Source organism: Bacillus sp. G402 (genome assembly GCF_051172515.1).
In the GTDB taxonomy this organism is placed as follows: domain Bacteria; phylum Bacillota; class Bacilli; order Bacillales; family Bacillaceae; genus Bacillus; species Bacillus altitudinis.
Genome location: NZ_JBPIZC010000002.1, coordinates 693296 through 711080, shown reverse-complemented (window position 1 = coordinate 711080; position 17785 = coordinate 693296). Strand labels below are relative to the sequence as shown.

Here is a 17785-nt window from a genome sequence, read left to right as displayed (position 1 = left end):
CTAAAGAAAAAAGAAGCCACTCCTAGACATTGATGTTTCAAGAGAGAATTAGAGGAAACAGGTTGTCATTATGAGAGAGTCATCAAGATGTTGGATCGAGTAGGCAATAAGAAAATGTACCTGAGTGAAAAAGAGACTATTACGAATAGTCTCTTTTTTAATTTAAAAATTCACTCAAAATTAACATGTCAATTCATTACATATTAAAATATCCTTAAAATTCTATTTATGTTTACATAATCCATATTAACTAATAATATGGTAAATGTGGACCACACTAAAAAGTAATTGGAGGTAGTAATATGAAAAAACATAATGTTATTGTCACATCCTTGTTGTCGGCATCTGTATTATTCACTGGATTTGGATTGGAGGGAAATGCGCAAGCGAAAGATGTATTTCCTTCTATGAACGATGAAAGAGTCAAAGAAGAAATAGAAGAAATGAAGGCAGAGGGAATGACCTCTGAACAGATTAAAGAACTTCAAGAGATGAGCAAAAAGGAATATGATTCTGTATCTACGGAAGCAAAAGCAGAAGAGATATTCGAAGAGTCGCAGAAAGATATCGAACAATATATCAAAGATGGTGTGATTGATGAGTATCTACCTAAGTACAATGAAGAAAAAGAAAAGATGAATACAAATGCTACTGCATTAGGGACTAAAGGCGATGTATTGGTTAGCTACGACTTGAATTCAGGTAGTTCGGCGTTTGGCTTTGGACATGCGGCTGTTGTGTCGAGAACTAAGACAAATACCGTAGAGTCTTGGCACAAAAGTTGGAGTCCAATTAAACAGCATGGAGTTAGATTCTATAATAATACTTGGGGAAAAAGAAAGAAGGTATATGGGCTGTGGGTAAAGAAGTCTAATAATACCAAATATGTAAATGCAGCTAAGTATGCTGAAAAACAAGCTAATCAAAAGAAGCCATACAATCTGAACTGGTTTGACAAGAAAACTACAAAAAAATTCTATTGCTCTCAATTAGCTTGGAGAGCCTGGAAAAATCAAGGTCACGATATTGACCATTATAAAAACGATTTAATCGTGTCGCCAATGGAATTAGTAAACTCTAACAACACGAAGGTTTTTTATCATAAAAAGTAAGTTATTAAGCAGTCGGGGATTTTCCCCGATTGCTTTGCTTGTTTAAAATCGAAAGGAGATGATTGAATGAAATACTTTAAGTTATTTTTATTTGCTTGCGCCATAGCACTTGTTTGTTCAGCATGTTCAAAAAAAGAGGAGGCTGCGGGGGACTCTCCTAAGGAAGAATTGAGCCATATGAAAGATAGTAAATTTGCTATCATATATTCGCAGGCAATGGACAGAGGATGCGAGATGGTTAACTACAACGATGAAGGAAAGAAATTGTCGAGTATAATAATGAAAGACTGCGTGGGATTTACCTCATCTACTCAGAGCAATCATAATATCTACTTTTCATCCAACAGGTCTAACTATCATGTGTCTTTAAATAAGAAGACTGGAAAGGTAAAGGCTTTGAGTACAAAATCACTTTCAAAATCTACAGATGACGAGGGCGCATTCTTTATTAACTACTCTAATGGGTATGTTTTACACGACATTAACGTTGGTTTTACAGAGGATGGCTTAGTAGGAGAATTAGTCTACTGGAAAGAAGATGGTGACGATAAGAAACAGGTTGAACTTGAAGGGTCGTTGACTTCGGCAGTATTTGAAGATGGGAAAATATATGCCGTTATTAATAATAATAACGATAGTGTTATAGCGTCTTCCATAGACCCAAAAAATCATAAAGAAAAACGAAAAGAGATAAACATGGACTCGGTCTTCTTCCCTGACAACAATGAATCTTTGAAGTCATTAAACAATAAAGAATTGTTGGTTGCCGTAAATGATGCCGTTGACAGTAAGCAAAATTCTATGTTGGTTATACTCGACAATAGAACTCTAGATACGAAAAGAAAGATTGTCATGGATGAAGGCTTCACTATCTACAAGACTAATGTAGACAAGGATAGAGTCACGATAGCCTCCTATGAAGGAGAAGTCAAGACATTCAACAAAGACCTCAAAGAGATATCTTCTGAAAAGATTCCACTTAATTTAAAATCAGATAACGAGCATTTAGAAGATGTTAAGATTTTAGATGACAAGGTTTTTGCATTGGTAAAGATGTCTGACAGGGATAAAAATGGGACTATTGGCAGAATTATTGAATATAATATTGAAAGCAAGGAATCTAAAGAGATATCACTAAAATCTGATAAAGATTGGGAAATGACAAGCATGGAAGTTATAAGATAGCTGTATAGGAGAGTGGAGTATATTTACTTACATGATCTTCAACCCATGGGTCTTGTGTTATTCACATTGCCGTTGTTGTATTTAGCTTGGGGAGTTATTGGCTATTTAATTTTTAAGAAGGTTTATGTGGTTCTAATGATCACATTTATCACATCAACCATTTTCATATGATTATACTTAGTCTTACAGTTGTCAATAGAAAGAGGATAAACTCAATCAGAACTGTCGTTCATTTTTGCAAAAAATAAATGTTGCTTGTGAAAAAATGTTCGGTTTATGGGAGACTTTTTTTCATTAAAGCACTTCATCATACTTACGCAAAAAATTGTATAAAAACATGGCTTTCTCTACAATCTGAGCAGATCAATGATCTGCTTTTTCTAGTGAGATCAGCCTGTATCTTAAAGCCTATATCATGTATATACAAGGTTGGCCTGAAGCGGTTTAATGACGTTTTACATATATGATAACAGGTTCAATTATGGTATCATTTTAAAATATATACAGCTGAGGCTGACGTTTATCCAAATGCGGTAGGACAAAAAGGGGTTGTTTACTTGAATTCAAAACAGCAGCCGACGACTAGAAAACGCTTGGAGACAATGGCAGATCATGTTGAAGATAAACGTGAAGAATATAAAGAATTGCTGATTCAAGTCCAATCTATTCTCGGTGAACCTTCTCTAGAGCAGGAAGAATTAAAAGAGAAGCTGTCAGATACGTATAAACAAATGAAAGAATATGCCTTATTTGTTGAATCTATTGAAGCCTTTATTCGAAAAATGGCGAAGGAATCCGATCAGCAAAAGTAGGTGAAAAATTATGGTGAAAGAGTGTACCTGGGAGCGGGACTGACCCCATAAGATGAGACAAATAAAAAACACCTTCAAGTTTGAAAACGGATCGTTGTGATCCGAAATAAAACATGGAGGTGTTTTTTCTATGGGGACAAGAGTGAGTTATCCGGTTGAAGTCAAAAAGAAGGCTGTGGAAATGAGATTGGCAGGCGTACCTATGAAAGAGATCATGCAGGAATTGAATATCAAGAATAAGACGCAGGTTCAGACATGGGTGAGATGGCATAAAGCTGGGGATACACACCGGTTCGAACAACCTGTTGGAAAACAATATTCCTATGTATGTAAAGGGCCCCGAGTACTCTTCCGAATTAGAGAGACTGCGGGCAGAAAATCGCTATTTGAGTCAACAGAATGAAGTTTTAAAAAAGTACAACGAATTGGAAAGGAAGTTGATAAGGAAACGTCAATCAAACTGGTAGATGAATTGTGCAAAACGATGACGGTACAGGACATCTGTTTCCATTTAGGCATCTCGCGCACTTCGTATGATAGATGGAAAAAGAATCTGACTCAGAATCATTCTAAAAGACAACTAGAGAAACAGGTCGGCACGTTGTGCCGAAAGCACAAATATCGATATGGTTATCGGAAAATCACAGCCATACTAAAAATGGGAATGCGTATTAACCATAAAACTGTTCAACGTATCATGCAGAAAAACCAGTGGCAATGCTGGGTTAAAATGAAAAGCCGTAAGAAGAATGGGCAGCCCTATGCAGTGGCTGGTAATATACTGGATCGGAATTTTCAGTCTGATTGCCCTCTTGAAAAACAGTCACGGACATCACGTATTTGCGGTTAATTGATCAGAACCAAAATCATATTACTTAATAGTATGATCTTGAGGTGATCTTATGAAAAGATGTAGACATTGTAGAAAATCATGTCCATCTAATAAAAGAGGAAGTTGGTATGACTCGCATGAAGATTACGGTTGGGAGTGTGATACCTGTAAGAGAGTAAGGAAAAACCCATGTTGTGGAAAGGATCCGTGTGTGTGTGTTATTCAAGGTCGGACAGGTAGGAGAGGTCCAGCAGGTCCAGCGGGTGCAGCAGGTCCAACAGGTCCAACAGGAGCGACCGGTTTAGGCTTAACTGGTATCGTAGCATTTGATCCAGCAGATGCCCCATCCTATCCAGTAGGTCAAGTGGTGACATTTGATGGAAGTACGTATGCGGCGAATACAGCTTCACCAACAGGTACGCCAGGTACGTCTCCAGATTATACATTGTTAGCAGCTGCGGGAGATACGGGCGCCACGGGTGCCACAGGAGCAACAGGAACAGGAGCGACCGGTGCTACAGGAGATACAGGCGCAACCGGAGCGACAGGAGCCACAGGAGATACGGGCGCAACTGGAGCAACAGGAACAGGAGCGACCGGTGCTACAGGAGATACAGGAGCAACCGGAGCGACAGGAGCCACAGGAGATACGGGCGCAACTGGAGCAACAGGAACAGGAGCGGCCGGTGCTACAGGAGATACGGGTGCTACAGGAGCAACAGGAACAGGAGCGACCGGTGCTACAGGAGATACAGGAGCAACCGGAGCGACAGGAGCCACAGGAGATACGGGTGCCACAGGAGCAACAGGAACAGGAGCGACCGGTGCTACAGGAGCAACCGGTGCTACAGGAGATACAGGTACTACCGGAGCGACCGGCGCCACAGGAGATACGGGAGCCACAGGAGCCACAGGAGTTACAATACTATTAGTAACTGCCGCTGCTTCTACTGTTAATACTGATACTCAAACTGTTGCTAATGATGGTAATTTCTCACTAGTAGGGAATCAATTCTTGAATAATGTAACTTTTACTGCACCAGATACTTTTACCATACAACAAAGTGGTAATTATGATATAAATGCAATTGTTTCTGCTGTCGCTGGGCAAGCTGGTCCTCTTGGAATTGATGTAGTAATCGATGGTATTACATCAATCGCTGGTGGTAGAGTTAGGGGAACCACAGCTGGTCAAGAAGTAACAGCTATCGGTTTTACAGGTGCAATTTTTGCAGGACAGACAATTCGATTAACGAATACTAGTGGGCAGGCTATTACAACAGATTATGTAAGACTTACGCTTAACAAAATCGGTGAAACTATTTGATTTAGCAACGATAGATAGTTGGGTAACTTTATACTTTGTGTATTGATAGAATTAGATTGACCCCTTCATGAATCTGGCTGAAACTCAGTCAGGTCTTTTTTATATCTACTTGTGAATTTTTTTATTTTAGTCAGATCATTCAGAAATTTAAATGAAAGCGTTGACATTTCTTTTGTCATGATACAAAATAAATAAAAATTCATCTGAGCATATACAGGAGGAACGATATGAACCATGCAACCAAGAAATGTCTGATCACCTTTATCATTGTGCTATTTTCTATGAGTTTTCTTCATCCTTCCGTTTCATCTGCCCGAACGCAACACACATCATTTTTTACACCTACTGCCTCCGTACCATCTGGTCAATATTATCGCTCACAAGAGGTGGCACTCCATTCCCAGGTGCCAAAAGCTTCTCTTTATTACACAACAGATGGCAGCCAGCCGACAACTCAAAGTCAGCGATATACAAAGCCTGTTCAAATTGATACCGATACGACTTTAAAAGTAAGCGTTTACAAAAATAGACATCGCTTAGCTACGTCTACATACAATTATCGTTTTGTCACACGAGAGGACATTGCCTCATCATTTTTATCTTTTGAATATCAAGGAATGCCTTATCGGTTATACATTCCGAAAAATCATAAGAGGGGTAAAGCTTATCCTCTCGTCTTGTTCTTACATGGAGGAGGGGAGCGGGGGACTGATAATCAAAAGCAGTTACTTGCAAATGATGGTGCAGTTTTATGGGCTTCTCCTGAAGTTCAAAAGAAACATCCTGCATACGTACTAGCACCTCAGGCTCGAAATGCTGTGGATGGGGGTTTTGCTTTAACAAGAAACGCGCAAAATGAGATCGACCTGACAAATGTGTTTCAATTTTCACCAGATTTACACAAAGCGTATGAAGTGCTTCAGCATGTGTTAACTTCTTATAAGATTGATCAGAAAAGGATTTATGCGACTGGTTTATCTCAAGGCGGATTTGGCTCGTATCAGTTGAACATCACATATCCTCGTTTGTTTGCAGCGATGATTCCTATTGCGGGGGGTGCAGATCCAAGTAAGGCAGGAATTTTAGCGAACAAGCCAATATGGGCATTTCATGCAGAGGATGATTCCATTATTCCTATCAGTTATGCGAGAAATACAATTCAAGCGATTCAAAAAGCTGGTGGAAGACCGATTTATACCGAGTATGCAAGCAAGTATGGGTATGATCATGCATCATGGACGCCTGCTTATGAGACGCCAGGCTTAACAGATTGGTTATTCGCACAGAGATTCAGCTTACGATAAACAAAAAACCGATTCACCCAAGCGGCGGATCGGTTTTTATTGTTTTATTTGTCCAAACGATGTGCGGAATGTTTCGTTGGTCCGATGTATTCGTTTAGTTGGAAAGAGCCTTTAATGGCAGCTGTGATGAATTCTTTTGCTGCATAAATGGCTTCTTTCACGTCTGAGCCGTTGGCTAGTTCAGCTGTGACTGCGGCTGAGAATGTGCAGCCTGCGCCGTGTGTGTACTCTGTGTCGATCTTATCTGTTTCAAGGCGTTCGAAGGTTTGTCCATCATAAAGCAAGTCAATCGCTTTATCTGGGCTTAGCTTACCGCCGCCAGTGATGACCACATATTTTGCACCAAGTTCATGGATGCGTTTTGCGGCTTCTTCCATTTGTTCCATCGTTTTGATTTCGCCAATGCCGCTTAATTGACCTGCTTCGAAAAGGTTAGGTGTGATAACTGTTGCTAGTGGTGTGAGCTTTTCGCGCAATGCTTCAGCGTGCTCTGGGTAAAGGACTTCGTTCGCACCTTTACATACCATAACGGGATCAATGACGACATTTTTCAGCTCATATGTTTTGATCGTTTCAGCTGCGAGTTCAATGACGTCAACTGTTGGTAGCATACCTGTTTTTAACGCATCTACACCGATGCCTTCCACGATCGTTGAGAGCTGTGCGCGGATGGTTGATGTATCGATTGGAAACACTTGATGATCCCAGTTGTTATGAGGATCCATTGCAACGACAACGGTTAAAGCTGTCATCCCGTAGACGTTTTTTTCTTGAAACGTTTTTAAATCTGCTTGGATACCTGCACCGCCGCTTGAATCCGAACCTGCGATGGTGAGTGCTTTATTCATAGACATAGTTGCTGAACCTCCAATGTGATGTGTAACAGTTACTGTTCTATCCCTTATTATAATCAGCTTTTCCATTTATCACAATGAAACGGCATAAAAAAGCGTTCCACTCTTCATGGAACGCCTCATTCTTTATCTTTTACAAATCACCAATTTCCCTTTTTTCAGCTCCTCTAAAAGCGTTAAGGCTAATTCTTGATCGGCGCCGGTCGACATGATTTTGGCCATCAGTTCATCATCCCTGGTGCGAATGACATTGGCGATCTGATCTAAAATCCCTTGATCGACAGCTGTCATGCTCTTTGCTTCCGTGTACTCAGTAACGGTATCAGAGCGTTCGGGGTCATACGCAAACACAAACACATCGTCCTTTGTGGATTGTATCTGTTCGATCGTCTGTTTGGCTTCTTTACTATTCTCAACTGTGAAAAATTCCATCATCATCACTCCTTTTCATCAAAAATTCCCATTTTCTCGATCAATCAAACCGCCTTTTATATCATGAGAAGAAAGCCGATTTATGTTTTAATGAAAAAGACGAATCTATTAAAGGAGTTAGGCCGATATGAAGATTTCTTTACTAATTGTGACACATAACCGGCTGAGCGCATTGTGTGAACTGCTTGAATCCATCTCGAGACAAAGCGTACAGCCTTTTGAAATTGTGGTCGTAAATGATGCAGGAGAGCGAGTGGACGTGATTCAGGAACTCTATCCAGAGCTGCCAATTCGCTTGATTCATTTAGATGAGAATGTCCAGCATGTGAACGCAAGAAATGTTGGCGTGCGTGAGCTGACAGGTGACGTCATTATGCTGAGTGATGACGATGATTATTTTACACCTTGTCATATTGAACGTATGAGCAAGGCGCTGGAAGACGCTGATTTTGTCTTTTCGGATGCGGAAATTGTTTCGTTTGAAGAACGAGGTGCGACTCGTTTTCCAGTATCAAGACGTTTGTTTGCTTATACAGCGGACATTGAGGACATGCGTGTTTTTTCTACATATGTTCCTTCTGGCAGTATGTACAAACGACGCATACATGATGAGATCGGCTATTTTGATCCAGCGATGCATCACTACTGGGACTGGGACTTTTTCCTGCGTGTTACGCAGCATGCACGAGCCAAACGAGTGCCAGCTGCCAGTGTGATCTATGCGTTCTTTGATGGTGGGGGCAATCAGTCGAGTGATCTTGGTGAAACAAGGAAGAACTATTTAGATGACCTGAGTGAAAAGCATGGGCTCGGTGATTTGCCAACAGCGAATTTTGCTGTCCTATTAGAAGAACCAGCGATGAAAAATCGAGAATCAGAGAGTGAGATTGTATGGGATGGAAAACCGATGATCTCAAGATTGGCACAGCAGACAGAAGGAGGACAACCGCAATGAAGCCATTTTTAAATGATAGCTGGTGGGCTGTGATGAAAAGTGAATTTGAACAGCCATATTATCAGGAATTACGTGAGTGGGTAAAGGAAGAATATCGTACGCAGATCGTGTTTCCAAAGCCAGATGACATTTATCGTGCCCTCCATTTGACGTCGTATGAAGATGTGAAGGTCGTGATTTTGGGACAAGACCCTTATCATGGCCCAGGACAGGCACACGGATTAAGCTTTTCTGTTCAGCCTGGTGTCAAACATCCGCCATCTTTGAGAAATATTTTTCAGGAGCTAAAGGATGACCTCGGCTGTCCGGTCCCTAACCATGGCTCGCTTGTCAGCTGGGCAGAGCAGGGTGTCTTGCTGTTAAACACTGTGCTCACTGTAAGAAAAGGAGAAGCGAACTCGCATAAAGGCAAAGGCTGGGAACGTGTGACAGACCGCGTCATCGACGTCCTGAATGACCGAGATCAGCCAGTCGTTTTTGTGCTTTGGGGCAGACATGCGCAAAATAAAAAAGAACGTATTGATCAAAGCAAGCATTACATCATTGAATCACCCCATCCAAGTCCTTTTTCTGCAAGAAACGGCTTTTTTGGCAGCCGTCCGTTCTCAAAAGTAAACGCCTATTTAAAGCAAATGGGGATCGATGAAATCAACTGGTGTATCAAGGACATCGAATCAAAATAGGACGAGGGGAAATCCCTTCGTCCTGTTTATTTTAAAAATTTACGGACAATGTCGAGTCCGTTTTTCGCATTTGGATAGCGGAAAGAAAAATCAAAGCGATTGGTCTGGCGCAGGACGCTTTTTTCATGCGTAAAGGTGAAAAAGCTTTCTTTTCCATGATATCGTCCGATACCGCTTTCGCCAACGCCACCAAATGGTAAGTATGGAGTGGCGACATGCATCAGCGTATCATTAATGCAGCCCCCGCCAAATGAGAGGTTGTCTAGAATATAAGCTTCTGTTTCATTATTTGTTGTAAATAAGTAAAGAGCGAGGGGCTTCGGTCTTGCCTTAATCATGTCAGCTGCCTCTTGAAGAGAGTCAAATGTGATGACAGGCAAAATAGGTCCGAAAATTTCCTCCTGCATCACAGGATCTTCCCATGTAATATGATCTAGAATGGTCGGTGCGATTTTGTGCTCTTGTTCATTGCGCTGTCCGCCTGTCACAATCGTGCCATTTGAGAGAAATTGTGAAAGTCGATCAAAATGACGCTGGCTGACATTTTTTCCGAAATGCGGATTTGTTTCAGGTTGGTCCCCGTAAAAGTCACGGATACAGGTCGTCATTTCACGCAATAGGTCCTCTTTGATCGATTCATGAACAAGTAAATAGTCTGGTGCAATACATGTTTGACCAGCATTTGTGAATTTACCAAAGGTGATTCGTTTCGCAGCGAGTTTGATGTCTGCATCAGGCATGACAATGCATGGACTTTTTCCGCCGAGCTCAAGTGTGACAGGTGTGAGATGTTTTGCGGCCGCTTCCATGACGACTTTGCCGACGGCTACACTCCCAGTAAAGAAAATATAATCAAAAGGCAGTTTCAGAAGCTCTGTGCTGACATCCACACCGCCTTCAACGACCGCTGCAAGATCTTCTTGAAACACGCTTTCCACAATCGTGCCAATCACGTTTGAGACGTGCGGCGTTAATTCTGACGGTTTTAAAGTAACGGCATTTCCCGCAGAAATGGCTCCAACTAATGGCGAAAGGGCCAATTGGAAAGGATAGTTCCAAGGGGCAATAATTAGAACGCTTCCGTACGGTTCCTTAATGATCATACTTTTTGATCCGATATGGGTCAGAGGTGTTTTCGCGCGAGATGGTTTGGCCCATTTGTGAAGATGTTTGACGGTATGATTGATCTCTTCATATACCATGCCAATTTCTGTTGTATAGGCTTCCTGTTCGGATTTATGTAAATCATGGGCTAAGGCTTGTAATATGTCCTTTTCATGATGTTTAATGGCTTTTTTTAAATCGTTAAGAAGACGGATTCGATCTTGAACCGCTGGTGTTTGCACGTTTTTTTGTTTGTGAATGAGTTCAGTGAGTTTGCTCATCTTTCAGTCCTTTCAAAGACGATATTGTTTCTTTTTTATTATGTGTGAATCTTGGGTAAGGGTCAAATCAGATGAACAGAAGCACACAGCTTTGAAAAAATGAGCCCATTCGGTTTGTTCATTTGGTAAAATAATGTTGGAAAACGAATTTTTTAGATTGGAGGGTCTACCCTTGAATATTCATATATCAAGTCTGCTTCAAAAAATGGAGGAAGCCATTCAAAAAGCAAAACAAAGTGGAAATGATGAAGAGGTGAAACGTCAAGCGGCGGTCATTTCTTCACTATGTGATGTCATTCTCGACACATCATCACAGGTGCAAATGCCGCAGTCTTCGGTTATTTCACCACCTCCATCTATACAGACACCATCTGCACCGGCTGTGTCTACGGATCAAGCCATGCTAGAGAAATTGATGGGCACTAGCGGTGCAAAGAAATTTCAGCATAAAGAAGAGGGTCAACAAGAGAAAGATGGCAACGGTGACTCTATTTTTGATTTTTAATGGTCTTGTCACGACAAAGGGAAGGTGATCGGGTTGAAACTATTTTTGGGCGCCATTCAGTGGATGGCATTTTTTATCGCAGCTTCTATTGCTGTGCCGATTGCGATTGCACAAGCATTTGAATTAAATCAAGTGCAGTCGGCGGAACTGATTCAGAGTACATTCTTTTCACTTGGACTTGTGGCGATGGTGCAGTGTTTATGCGGTCATATGCTGCCAATCAATGAAAGTCCAGCAGGACTGTGGTGGGGGGTATATACCCTTTATGCAGGCATGACAGGGACAATTTTTGCCACATATCCTGAAACCTTGCAAGCATTACAAGGGGCTTTAATTTTTAGTGCTGCGTTCTTTTTTATTTTTAGTCTTTTTAAAATCATTAATTGGCTTGCGTCTTTATTTACGCCGGTTGTCACAGGTATTTATTTGCTGCTGCTTGTTGTGCAGTTAAGTCAGCCAATCATGAAAGGGCTGATGGGGATCGGTTATCGGGGAAATCAGGTAGATGGGCTTGTCTTTTGTCTATCGATCTTGATTATTGTCATCACCTTCATGATCAGCCGCTCAAAATGGCATTATTTAAGACAGTTTTCTGTGTTATTTGCACTTGCAGGCGGCTGGCTGTTATTTGCTTTACTCGGACTAGCGAAGCCTGTTCGCATTCCTGAGCAGATCATTGAGTTTCCAAAACTGTTTCCGTTTGGCATGCCGGTCTTTGACAGTGGACTGCTTGTCACGTCCTTTTTTATTACGATCTTACTCATTGTGAATATGTTGGCAAGTATTCGAATTGTGGAAAGTTCCGTCAAGGCATTTGGTGAACTGCGTGAGCGGAAACGAGCCAGACCGGCTGGTTTTGTCGCCGCATTTGGTCATTTGCTGAGCGGACTGATTGGTGCGATTGCGCCTGTCCCTATTTCAGGGGCAGCGGGTTTTATACAAACAACCAAAATTCCATCGAGAAAGCCATTTTTCCTTGGCAGTCTGCTCATTGTCCTCATTAGTTTATTTCCATTATTGATGAGCTTTTTCTCTGCATTGCCTTCACCTGTGGGGCTGGCTGTGAACTTTGTGGTGTTCTCTTCTATGATTGGGATTGCTATGTCTGAATTCGATCAGTATGAAAAAGAAGACATCCCGCGCATTCGATTTGTGCTTGGCATCGCTGTTTTAGCAGGCGTGGGCGCAATGTTTGTGCCGCAGGGGGCATTGAAAGGCATGCATCCTGTGCTGATTTCTTTATTGAGCAATGGTCTTGTGCTTGGCACGCTGATTGCAATTGTGGTCGATCAAGTGCTGCTGCGAAAGAAGAAGAAATCCGACAATCTCGTGTCAGCATCATAGGAAAGTTGAATGTTGGATAAGACCCGCGCTATGATAAACATAATTGACGAGATAAGGAGAATGACGAATGAAACTATTTTTCATATTAGGTGCCATTAACGCCATGCTTGCGGTTGGTCTTGGAGCCTTCGGTGCACATGGACTGGAAGGGAAAATTCCTGAAAAGTATATTGAGATATGGAATAAAGGGGTTCAATATCAGATGTTCCATGCCATTGGCCTGTTTATTGTCGCCTTTCTGGCAGATAAGCTGTCAGGTGTTTCCCTAGTGCCGACCGCTGGCTGGGTGATGCTGGCAGGCATTCTTTTCTTCTCAGGAAGCCTTTATGTGCTTGCCTTGACTCAGGTGAAGATATTAGGTGCCATTACACCAATTGGCGGAGTGGCATTTATCGCTTCTTGGATCATGCTAGTGATTGCAGCAGCAAAAAATTTATAAGCTAGGAAAACCGATGCTCTCATAGGGGCATCGGTTTTTTTCTTAACTCCAATAAGGAGAATAGTTCGGAGGTGCTTGATAATAAGGTACATAGTGGGAAGGGGGGACAGGGTGAGTTTGTGCCTCTTCCTCCCGGTGGCAGAAAGGTCCGATAAACACACCAGGCTTCACAGGCTGCGTCGCCTGTTTCCACTGCGTTTCGTTCATGCAATAAGTATGTGCCATGATGTGAGAAGGCGTGAGGGTTAGAAGGTCTGAACCTAAGATGACTTCTGGTGTCGATGCGTTAAAAATGGCTAACAAATGGGTTTTGTCCTGTAAGGCGACTTCGTAATGCCACCAGCCTTGTGGCACATTGGCTACCTGCCCGGGGGTAATGGTGTAGGTGGACAGCTTTTTTGTAAAAGGGTTCAGCATGGATACAGCAGCAGAGCCGGCGATACAATAAACAAGCTCGGCAGCATTTTGATGATAATGAGGCTCTACTACTTTGCTTTTACTCAAATATATATCCAGCAGAGATACTTGATCGAGCGAATTTAATTGTTTTTTTCCTAAAACATTAATCAGGTTGTGTTGGTCATATTTCACAAGGGGGCTTTGATTCAAATCAAATGAATATTTGACATTCGGCGATGTATAATCCAGCTCAACAGTCATTGATGTCACCTCTAGGCGTTTAATAAAAACTACTAGGCATCTTATGAGCCTTCCCCCGAAGGTGTGTCAAAAACCTAGACAAAAGAAAAAAGCAAGGGCGTCTGCACCTTGCTGCTGATATGAACTTGAGGTTATCTCGGAGAATACGTAGACATCGAGTATGGATAGTCATATTGAATTTCCCCATCAAACGTAATGTAATCAAGGTAGATTGTTAACAATAAGTATCGTGTCCCTGTTTTGTTATCACTGATGATAATGTGATCACGTCCTGCGGCCTCAATGACCCCTCTAAAAATCTTAGAGTTCCATTCTTTACTTGCCTCAAACGTCATATAGATCGTGGCTACTTTGCCGCGGTTTAATCGTAAAATATTTTCAATATAGGACTGCTCAAGCGGCAGCTGACCGGTGACGTTCTGCTGATAAATCGGTCCCGAAGGAATTTGATAGGGCTGCCCGCCACTTTGCCCACCTTGGCCTCCTTGTGAAGTACCAGTAGACGGCATTGGCGAATACCCCTGCTGCATTTGACCTTGCATTTGACCCTGCGTTTGGGGAGGGACTGAATAACCCATCTGCTGCGCAGGATACGGATTTGCTCCATATTGTTGCTGGCGAAAATCTTGACCTTCGAAACCCGAACCTTGCCCAAATTGATTTTTCAATTTCATAACGTTCCTCCTCTTTCCTCATGGTGTTCTAAACAGAAGGCAGAAAAGCGCCTGTTGTTTCCATAGCATTCTTTTTCTCTTTCACACTATGAGACAGGAAGAGAGAATATGTACATTGAACGAAAAAAAGGAACTGCTTTGTGCAGTTCCTCGGTATTCAGACAAACCCCGTATTCGTACTGCCTAGACTGCAAAGGTTTCCAACAATCTAAGGAATGCCTGTTTACATCAACCAATTCATAGCCCGCTGGACGTCATAGAGAAGGGTCATCGTGAGAAAAAATAAGGCGATCGGTGCGATGGCAATGATAAAGGCCTGCCATATTCTCAGCTTCATCACAGCAACAAGGCCTAAAACAGCCATCCCAAATATCCATGCCTTGGTATACGCATCAACCAGTGGTAAAACGCTGAGATAATACCATACTTCATAGTGCTGGTCTAAATAGGGTGAGATTTTCACAAATGTATACGGACCAAGCAACCCCACAGTAATAATCCAAGTAAGAGCAAATAAGGTGGAAGGAAAAATGACCGTCAGTGTGCAAGCTTTGAGCACATCTCGATACGGCGCTTTACTGCCAAAAAACAGTCGTCCTAACCACTGTAAAATGAATGAACCGAAAAATAGAAGAAAATTGCCTACTAAAATACCAAAACCTGCTCCGTGTAACAGAATAAAAGGATATGGAATATGATTGCCCATATACTCACTAAAATACCCTTCGTACATCCAGCTTGTACCAGCGATACTTGCAAGGAGTATCATCAGCCACATGGGAATAGAGGTATGTTCATATGAGCGAATAATCGTTTTTGTCGCGACAAAAATTTTAAAGAATCGAAAAAAACCTTTTGCTTCCTCTTCTTGGGAGAGATCACTCTTCATATACTCCAATGTTCTTTACTCCTTTAATACACATAAATGATTACTTATATTACCAAAATTTTTACGTTTTTCAAAGATAGATCATGAAAAAAATCCAATTTTATAAAAAATAGGTCACTCTACAGTCTCTTTAAGAGGAGACACATATGATAACCATAGTTTAAAAGAGACCGAGGTGAAAACATTGACGAAAGTAACGGTCATTATGACGAGCTACAACAAAGCGGCCTACGTTGGCAGATCAATTGAAGCGGTGCTGCAGCAGACCTTGTCAGACCTTGAACTTTTTATCATGGATGATGGATCAAACGAACAAACTCTTGCTGCTATTGAGCCTTTCCGTAAAGATCCACGCGTCCATTTTATCCAAAGCGGGGTGAAAACGCTGGAGGAAAGAACGGCGAAAACCCGCTATGCCGTCCTCATTAATCAAGCATTAGAACAGGCAAAGGGCGAGTATATTTCCTATGCCACAGATGACAATGTCTATGCACCAGACCGTTTAGAGAAGCTCACGAAATATTTAGATGCTCGTCCGAATGAAGAAATTGTCTATTCTAGTTCAAAAGTTATCTATTTAAATAGCGAAAAAGAGCCAGTAAAGGAAACGATTCGACCTGCGCAAACGGTGCAGTGGAATGCACCTTGTGCCATTGATCACTGCTCGGTTGTACATCGTGCATCCATTTTAACAAAGATTCGTGCTGAGTTTGGATCCTACTGGGACGAGAGTCCGCATTTTTATCGAATAGGAGATGCCCGGTTCTTTTTTAGATTAAATCACTTTTATCCGTTCTACCCTTTTGATGAGGTATTGGATACAAACTACATCACAGAACAGTCTATTCATTATCAGTTGGCAGAAGAAGAGAAAAGCGATTTTATTCAAGCACTTCCTCCGCAGTCTACCTGCAGGGAGCTCCGCCATATATTAAAACAAAGACATGGGAGGTGACCTTAAGTGTCGCATTATATTCATCATTATTGGCAAGTGTACTTTGAGTATGTGAATCTGATGAAAGACTTATCCTATCGCCACATACCCCTTGGGTTAATCAGTAATTTTTATCAATACATCAGTCCTGAAGTGAGGGAACGTATGGAAGATGAGGCGTTTGGTGAAGAGCTGACAACGACTTGTCCAAAGCCGCAAGACATTCAGCCCTTTTTTGATCAGCATAAACAGCAAATCAAGCGTACCCCTTATCGTCCGAGTCATGGAAAGGTGCTGCTTCACTTTGAACACCTGCGTTTTACTGAACAAAATTACACGCGGTTTCATCCGAACCAAACAGTGGTGCTTGCACGCTGGAAGAAGGCTGATTATTTCGGGTTACCGGTGATCAGCAAGCCGGAATTAGCCGGAGAGGTTAATAAAGAAGCCCATGTTGAATATATTGAAAAAGCAAATGCTCTATTGAAACCTTACGCCCAGCATCCTGTCTTTGGCAATGTCTTTTTTAGAGAAAAGCTTCGGAAGGACATTGTGCACTTTATTGATGTGATTGACCAAATAGAAACGCTATTTGAGATGCAGCCGATCACAGCTGTCGTTGTTGGTACGACGGAGGACGCCTACAGCCGTGTGCTCGCCTTGCAAACTGTGAAACGCCATCTCACAAGTATTTGTCTTCAGCACGGTGCGCTCATGGGAGACGAAGCCTTTTTGCCGATTTTCACCACCTGCCACGGGGTGTTTGGAAAATATGAAAAGGACTGGTATGTAGATAAAGGCTGTCAGCCTGAGCAGGTGGAGATCACAGGTCACCCGAGATTTGATTTGGTGCAGGAGCGAACACCGCTTCAACAGGAAATGGTCTTTCGTAAATTGAACTTCAATCCTGCCAAAAAGACTGTGCTCGTGGCGACACAGCCGTTTTCAGAAGCCTTTTACGGTGATGTTCTTAAAACAATTGCAAAACGGAAAGATATTCAGCTGATTATGAAGCCGCATCCGTGGGAAATCGCTCGAAATCGTTTAAATGACTATACAGCGATTGAGCGTGCGGGGAACCATGTGAGATTAATTAAAAAAGAGATCGACTTGTATGACCTCCTGCCGTATATGGATATGGTCATTACGCTCACATCAACAGTTGGTCTGGAAGCAATGCTCTTTAAAAAGAGTGTACTGATTGGAAAAATGACAGAAGGCAGAAGATACCCTTATTACGAGTCGCTTGGCAGCTGCCACATGGAAAACCCTATTGAGCTGGCCGAGAAAGCGATCCGTATTTTATCGGATGAACAAGAAATGAAGCTGGCGAAACAGCAAGGGGCTCGTTTCATTCAAGAACATTATCCGCATGCACAATCGACCGATGTTCTGCTTTCTCTGCTCAAAACAAAAACAGGCGTGGATTTTCAGAGATGAAGATAGGGGTGTGCAAGCG

Annotated in this window: 18 protein-coding genes and 1 pseudogene; 13 read left to right on the top strand and 6 right to left on the bottom strand. The window is 42.0% G+C overall.

The annotated features are described in order from the left end of the window. Positions 1-302: 302 nt before the first annotated feature. From ACSBQP_RS12265 to ACSBQP_RS12240, 6 genes and pseudogenes are all read left to right on the top strand, one after another. The gene (locus ACSBQP_RS12265) at positions 303-1112 is read left to right on the top strand and encodes a septation ring formation regulator EzrA (protein ID WP_268432330.1); all 810 of its coding nucleotides are present in this window, start codon (positions 303-305) and stop codon (positions 1110-1112) included. A gap of 66 nt (positions 1113-1178) precedes the next feature. Continuing rightward, positions 1179-2297, top strand: a complete 1119-nt coding sequence (locus tag ACSBQP_RS12260; RefSeq protein ID WP_435028448.1) for a hypothetical protein — start codon at positions 1179-1181, stop codon at positions 2295-2297. A 557-nt stretch (positions 2298-2854) separates the two neighbouring features. Next, complete coding sequence (locus ACSBQP_RS12255; protein WP_008359596.1) at positions 2855-3109, top strand: hypothetical protein; 255 nt, start codon at positions 2855-2857, stop codon at positions 3107-3109. Between the two features lie 130 nt (positions 3110-3239). Continuing rightward, positions 3240-3952: pseudogene (locus ACSBQP_RS12250) on the top strand (IS3 family transposase); the annotation flags it as partial. Between the two features lie 200 nt (positions 3953-4152). Continuing rightward, positions 4153-5268 carry a hypothetical protein gene (locus tag ACSBQP_RS12245; protein WP_435028447.1) on the top strand — a complete coding sequence of 372 codons (1116 nt, stop codon included), beginning with the start codon at positions 4153-4155 and terminating at the stop codon, positions 5266-5268. 227 nt (positions 5269-5495) lie between these two features. Further along, the gene (locus ACSBQP_RS12240; protein ID WP_435028446.1) at positions 5496-6572 is read left to right on the top strand and encodes a chitobiase/beta-hexosaminidase C-terminal domain-containing protein; all 1077 of its coding nucleotides are present in this window, start codon (positions 5496-5498) and stop codon (positions 6570-6572) included. Between the two features lie 44 nt (positions 6573-6616). Here ACSBQP_RS12240 and ACSBQP_RS12235 read toward each other — a convergent pair whose 3' ends face one another. Both ACSBQP_RS12235 and ACSBQP_RS12230 read right to left on the bottom strand, forming a co-directional pair. Continuing rightward, positions 6617-7426 carry a bifunctional hydroxymethylpyrimidine kinase/phosphomethylpyrimidine kinase gene (locus ACSBQP_RS12235; RefSeq protein WP_008343648.1) on the bottom strand — a complete coding sequence of 270 codons (810 nt, stop codon included), beginning with the start codon at positions 7424-7426 and terminating at the stop codon, positions 6617-6619. A gap of 126 nt (positions 7427-7552) precedes the next feature. Beyond that, complete coding sequence (locus tag ACSBQP_RS12230) at positions 7553-7858, bottom strand: general stress protein (RefSeq protein ID WP_025208177.1); 306 nt, start codon at positions 7856-7858, stop codon at positions 7553-7555. A 127-nt stretch (positions 7859-7985) separates the two neighbouring features. Here ACSBQP_RS12230 and ACSBQP_RS12225 point away from each other — a divergent pair, with 127 nt between their 5' ends. Both ACSBQP_RS12225 and ACSBQP_RS12220 read left to right on the top strand, forming a co-directional pair. Then, positions 7986-8813 carry a glycosyltransferase family 2 protein gene (locus ACSBQP_RS12225; protein ID WP_035702458.1) on the top strand — a complete coding sequence of 276 codons (828 nt, stop codon included), beginning with the start codon at positions 7986-7988 and terminating at the stop codon, positions 8811-8813. Then, entirely contained in the window at positions 8810-9496 is a 687-nt protein-coding gene (locus ACSBQP_RS12220) for a uracil-DNA glycosylase (RefSeq protein ID WP_017360124.1), read from the top strand. Before ACSBQP_RS12225 ends, ACSBQP_RS12220 begins: the two co-directional genes overlap by 4 nt. A gap of 26 nt (positions 9497-9522) precedes the next feature. On the opposite strand, the gene ACSBQP_RS12215 is transcribed toward ACSBQP_RS12220, so the two are convergent. After that, positions 9523-10881, bottom strand: coding sequence for an aldehyde dehydrogenase (locus ACSBQP_RS12215; RefSeq protein ID WP_074041781.1), 1359 nt, complete (start codon positions 10879-10881; stop codon positions 9523-9525). A gap of 172 nt (positions 10882-11053) precedes the next feature. On the opposite strand from ACSBQP_RS12215, the gene ACSBQP_RS12210 reads away from it, so the two are divergent. The 3 genes from ACSBQP_RS12210 to ACSBQP_RS12200 all read left to right on the top strand — a co-directional run bounded on the left by ACSBQP_RS12210 (position 11054) and on the right by ACSBQP_RS12200 (position 13169). Continuing rightward, complete coding sequence (locus ACSBQP_RS12210; RefSeq protein ID WP_008343634.1) at positions 11054-11386, top strand: YwdI family protein; 333 nt, start codon at positions 11054-11056, stop codon at positions 11384-11386. A 33-nt stretch (positions 11387-11419) separates the two neighbouring features. Then, complete coding sequence (locus ACSBQP_RS12205; protein ID WP_007497786.1) at positions 11420-12730, top strand: purine/pyrimidine permease; 1311 nt, start codon at positions 11420-11422, stop codon at positions 12728-12730. Positions 12731-12797: 67 nt separating this feature from the next. Then, positions 12798-13169 carry a DUF423 domain-containing protein gene (locus ACSBQP_RS12200; protein ID WP_003215282.1) on the top strand — a complete coding sequence of 124 codons (372 nt, stop codon included), beginning with the start codon at positions 12798-12800 and terminating at the stop codon, positions 13167-13169. Between the two features lie 42 nt (positions 13170-13211). On the opposite strand, the gene ACSBQP_RS12195 is transcribed toward ACSBQP_RS12200, so the two are convergent. The 3 genes from ACSBQP_RS12195 to ACSBQP_RS12185 all read right to left on the bottom strand — a co-directional run bounded on the left by ACSBQP_RS12195 (position 13212) and on the right by ACSBQP_RS12185 (position 15401). Next, complete coding sequence (locus ACSBQP_RS12195; protein ID WP_007497783.1) at positions 13212-13829, bottom strand: cupin domain-containing protein; 618 nt, start codon at positions 13827-13829, stop codon at positions 13212-13214. 131 nt (positions 13830-13960) lie between these two features. Further along, positions 13961-14503 (bottom strand): spore coat protein GerQ, encoded by a 543-nt coding sequence (gerQ, locus tag ACSBQP_RS12190; protein ID WP_007497781.1) that lies wholly within the window; start codon positions 14501-14503, stop codon positions 13961-13963. A gap of 223 nt (positions 14504-14726) precedes the next feature. Next, the gene (locus ACSBQP_RS12185; protein ID WP_008343625.1) at positions 14727-15401 is read right to left on the bottom strand and encodes a YIP1 family protein; all 675 of its coding nucleotides are present in this window, start codon (positions 15399-15401) and stop codon (positions 14727-14729) included. A 175-nt stretch (positions 15402-15576) separates the two neighbouring features. Here ACSBQP_RS12185 and ACSBQP_RS12180 point away from each other — a divergent pair, with 175 nt between their 5' ends. After that, the gene (locus ACSBQP_RS12180; RefSeq protein WP_017360119.1) at positions 15577-16347 is read left to right on the top strand and encodes a glycosyltransferase family 2 protein; all 771 of its coding nucleotides are present in this window, start codon (positions 15577-15579) and stop codon (positions 16345-16347) included. A 6-nt stretch (positions 16348-16353) separates the two neighbouring features. Then, positions 16354-17766: a capsular polysaccharide export protein, LipB/KpsS family gene (locus tag ACSBQP_RS12175; RefSeq protein WP_435028444.1), complete on the top strand. Its 1413-nt coding sequence runs from the start codon at positions 16354-16356 to the stop codon at positions 17764-17766. Positions 17767-17785 lie beyond the last annotated feature (19 nt).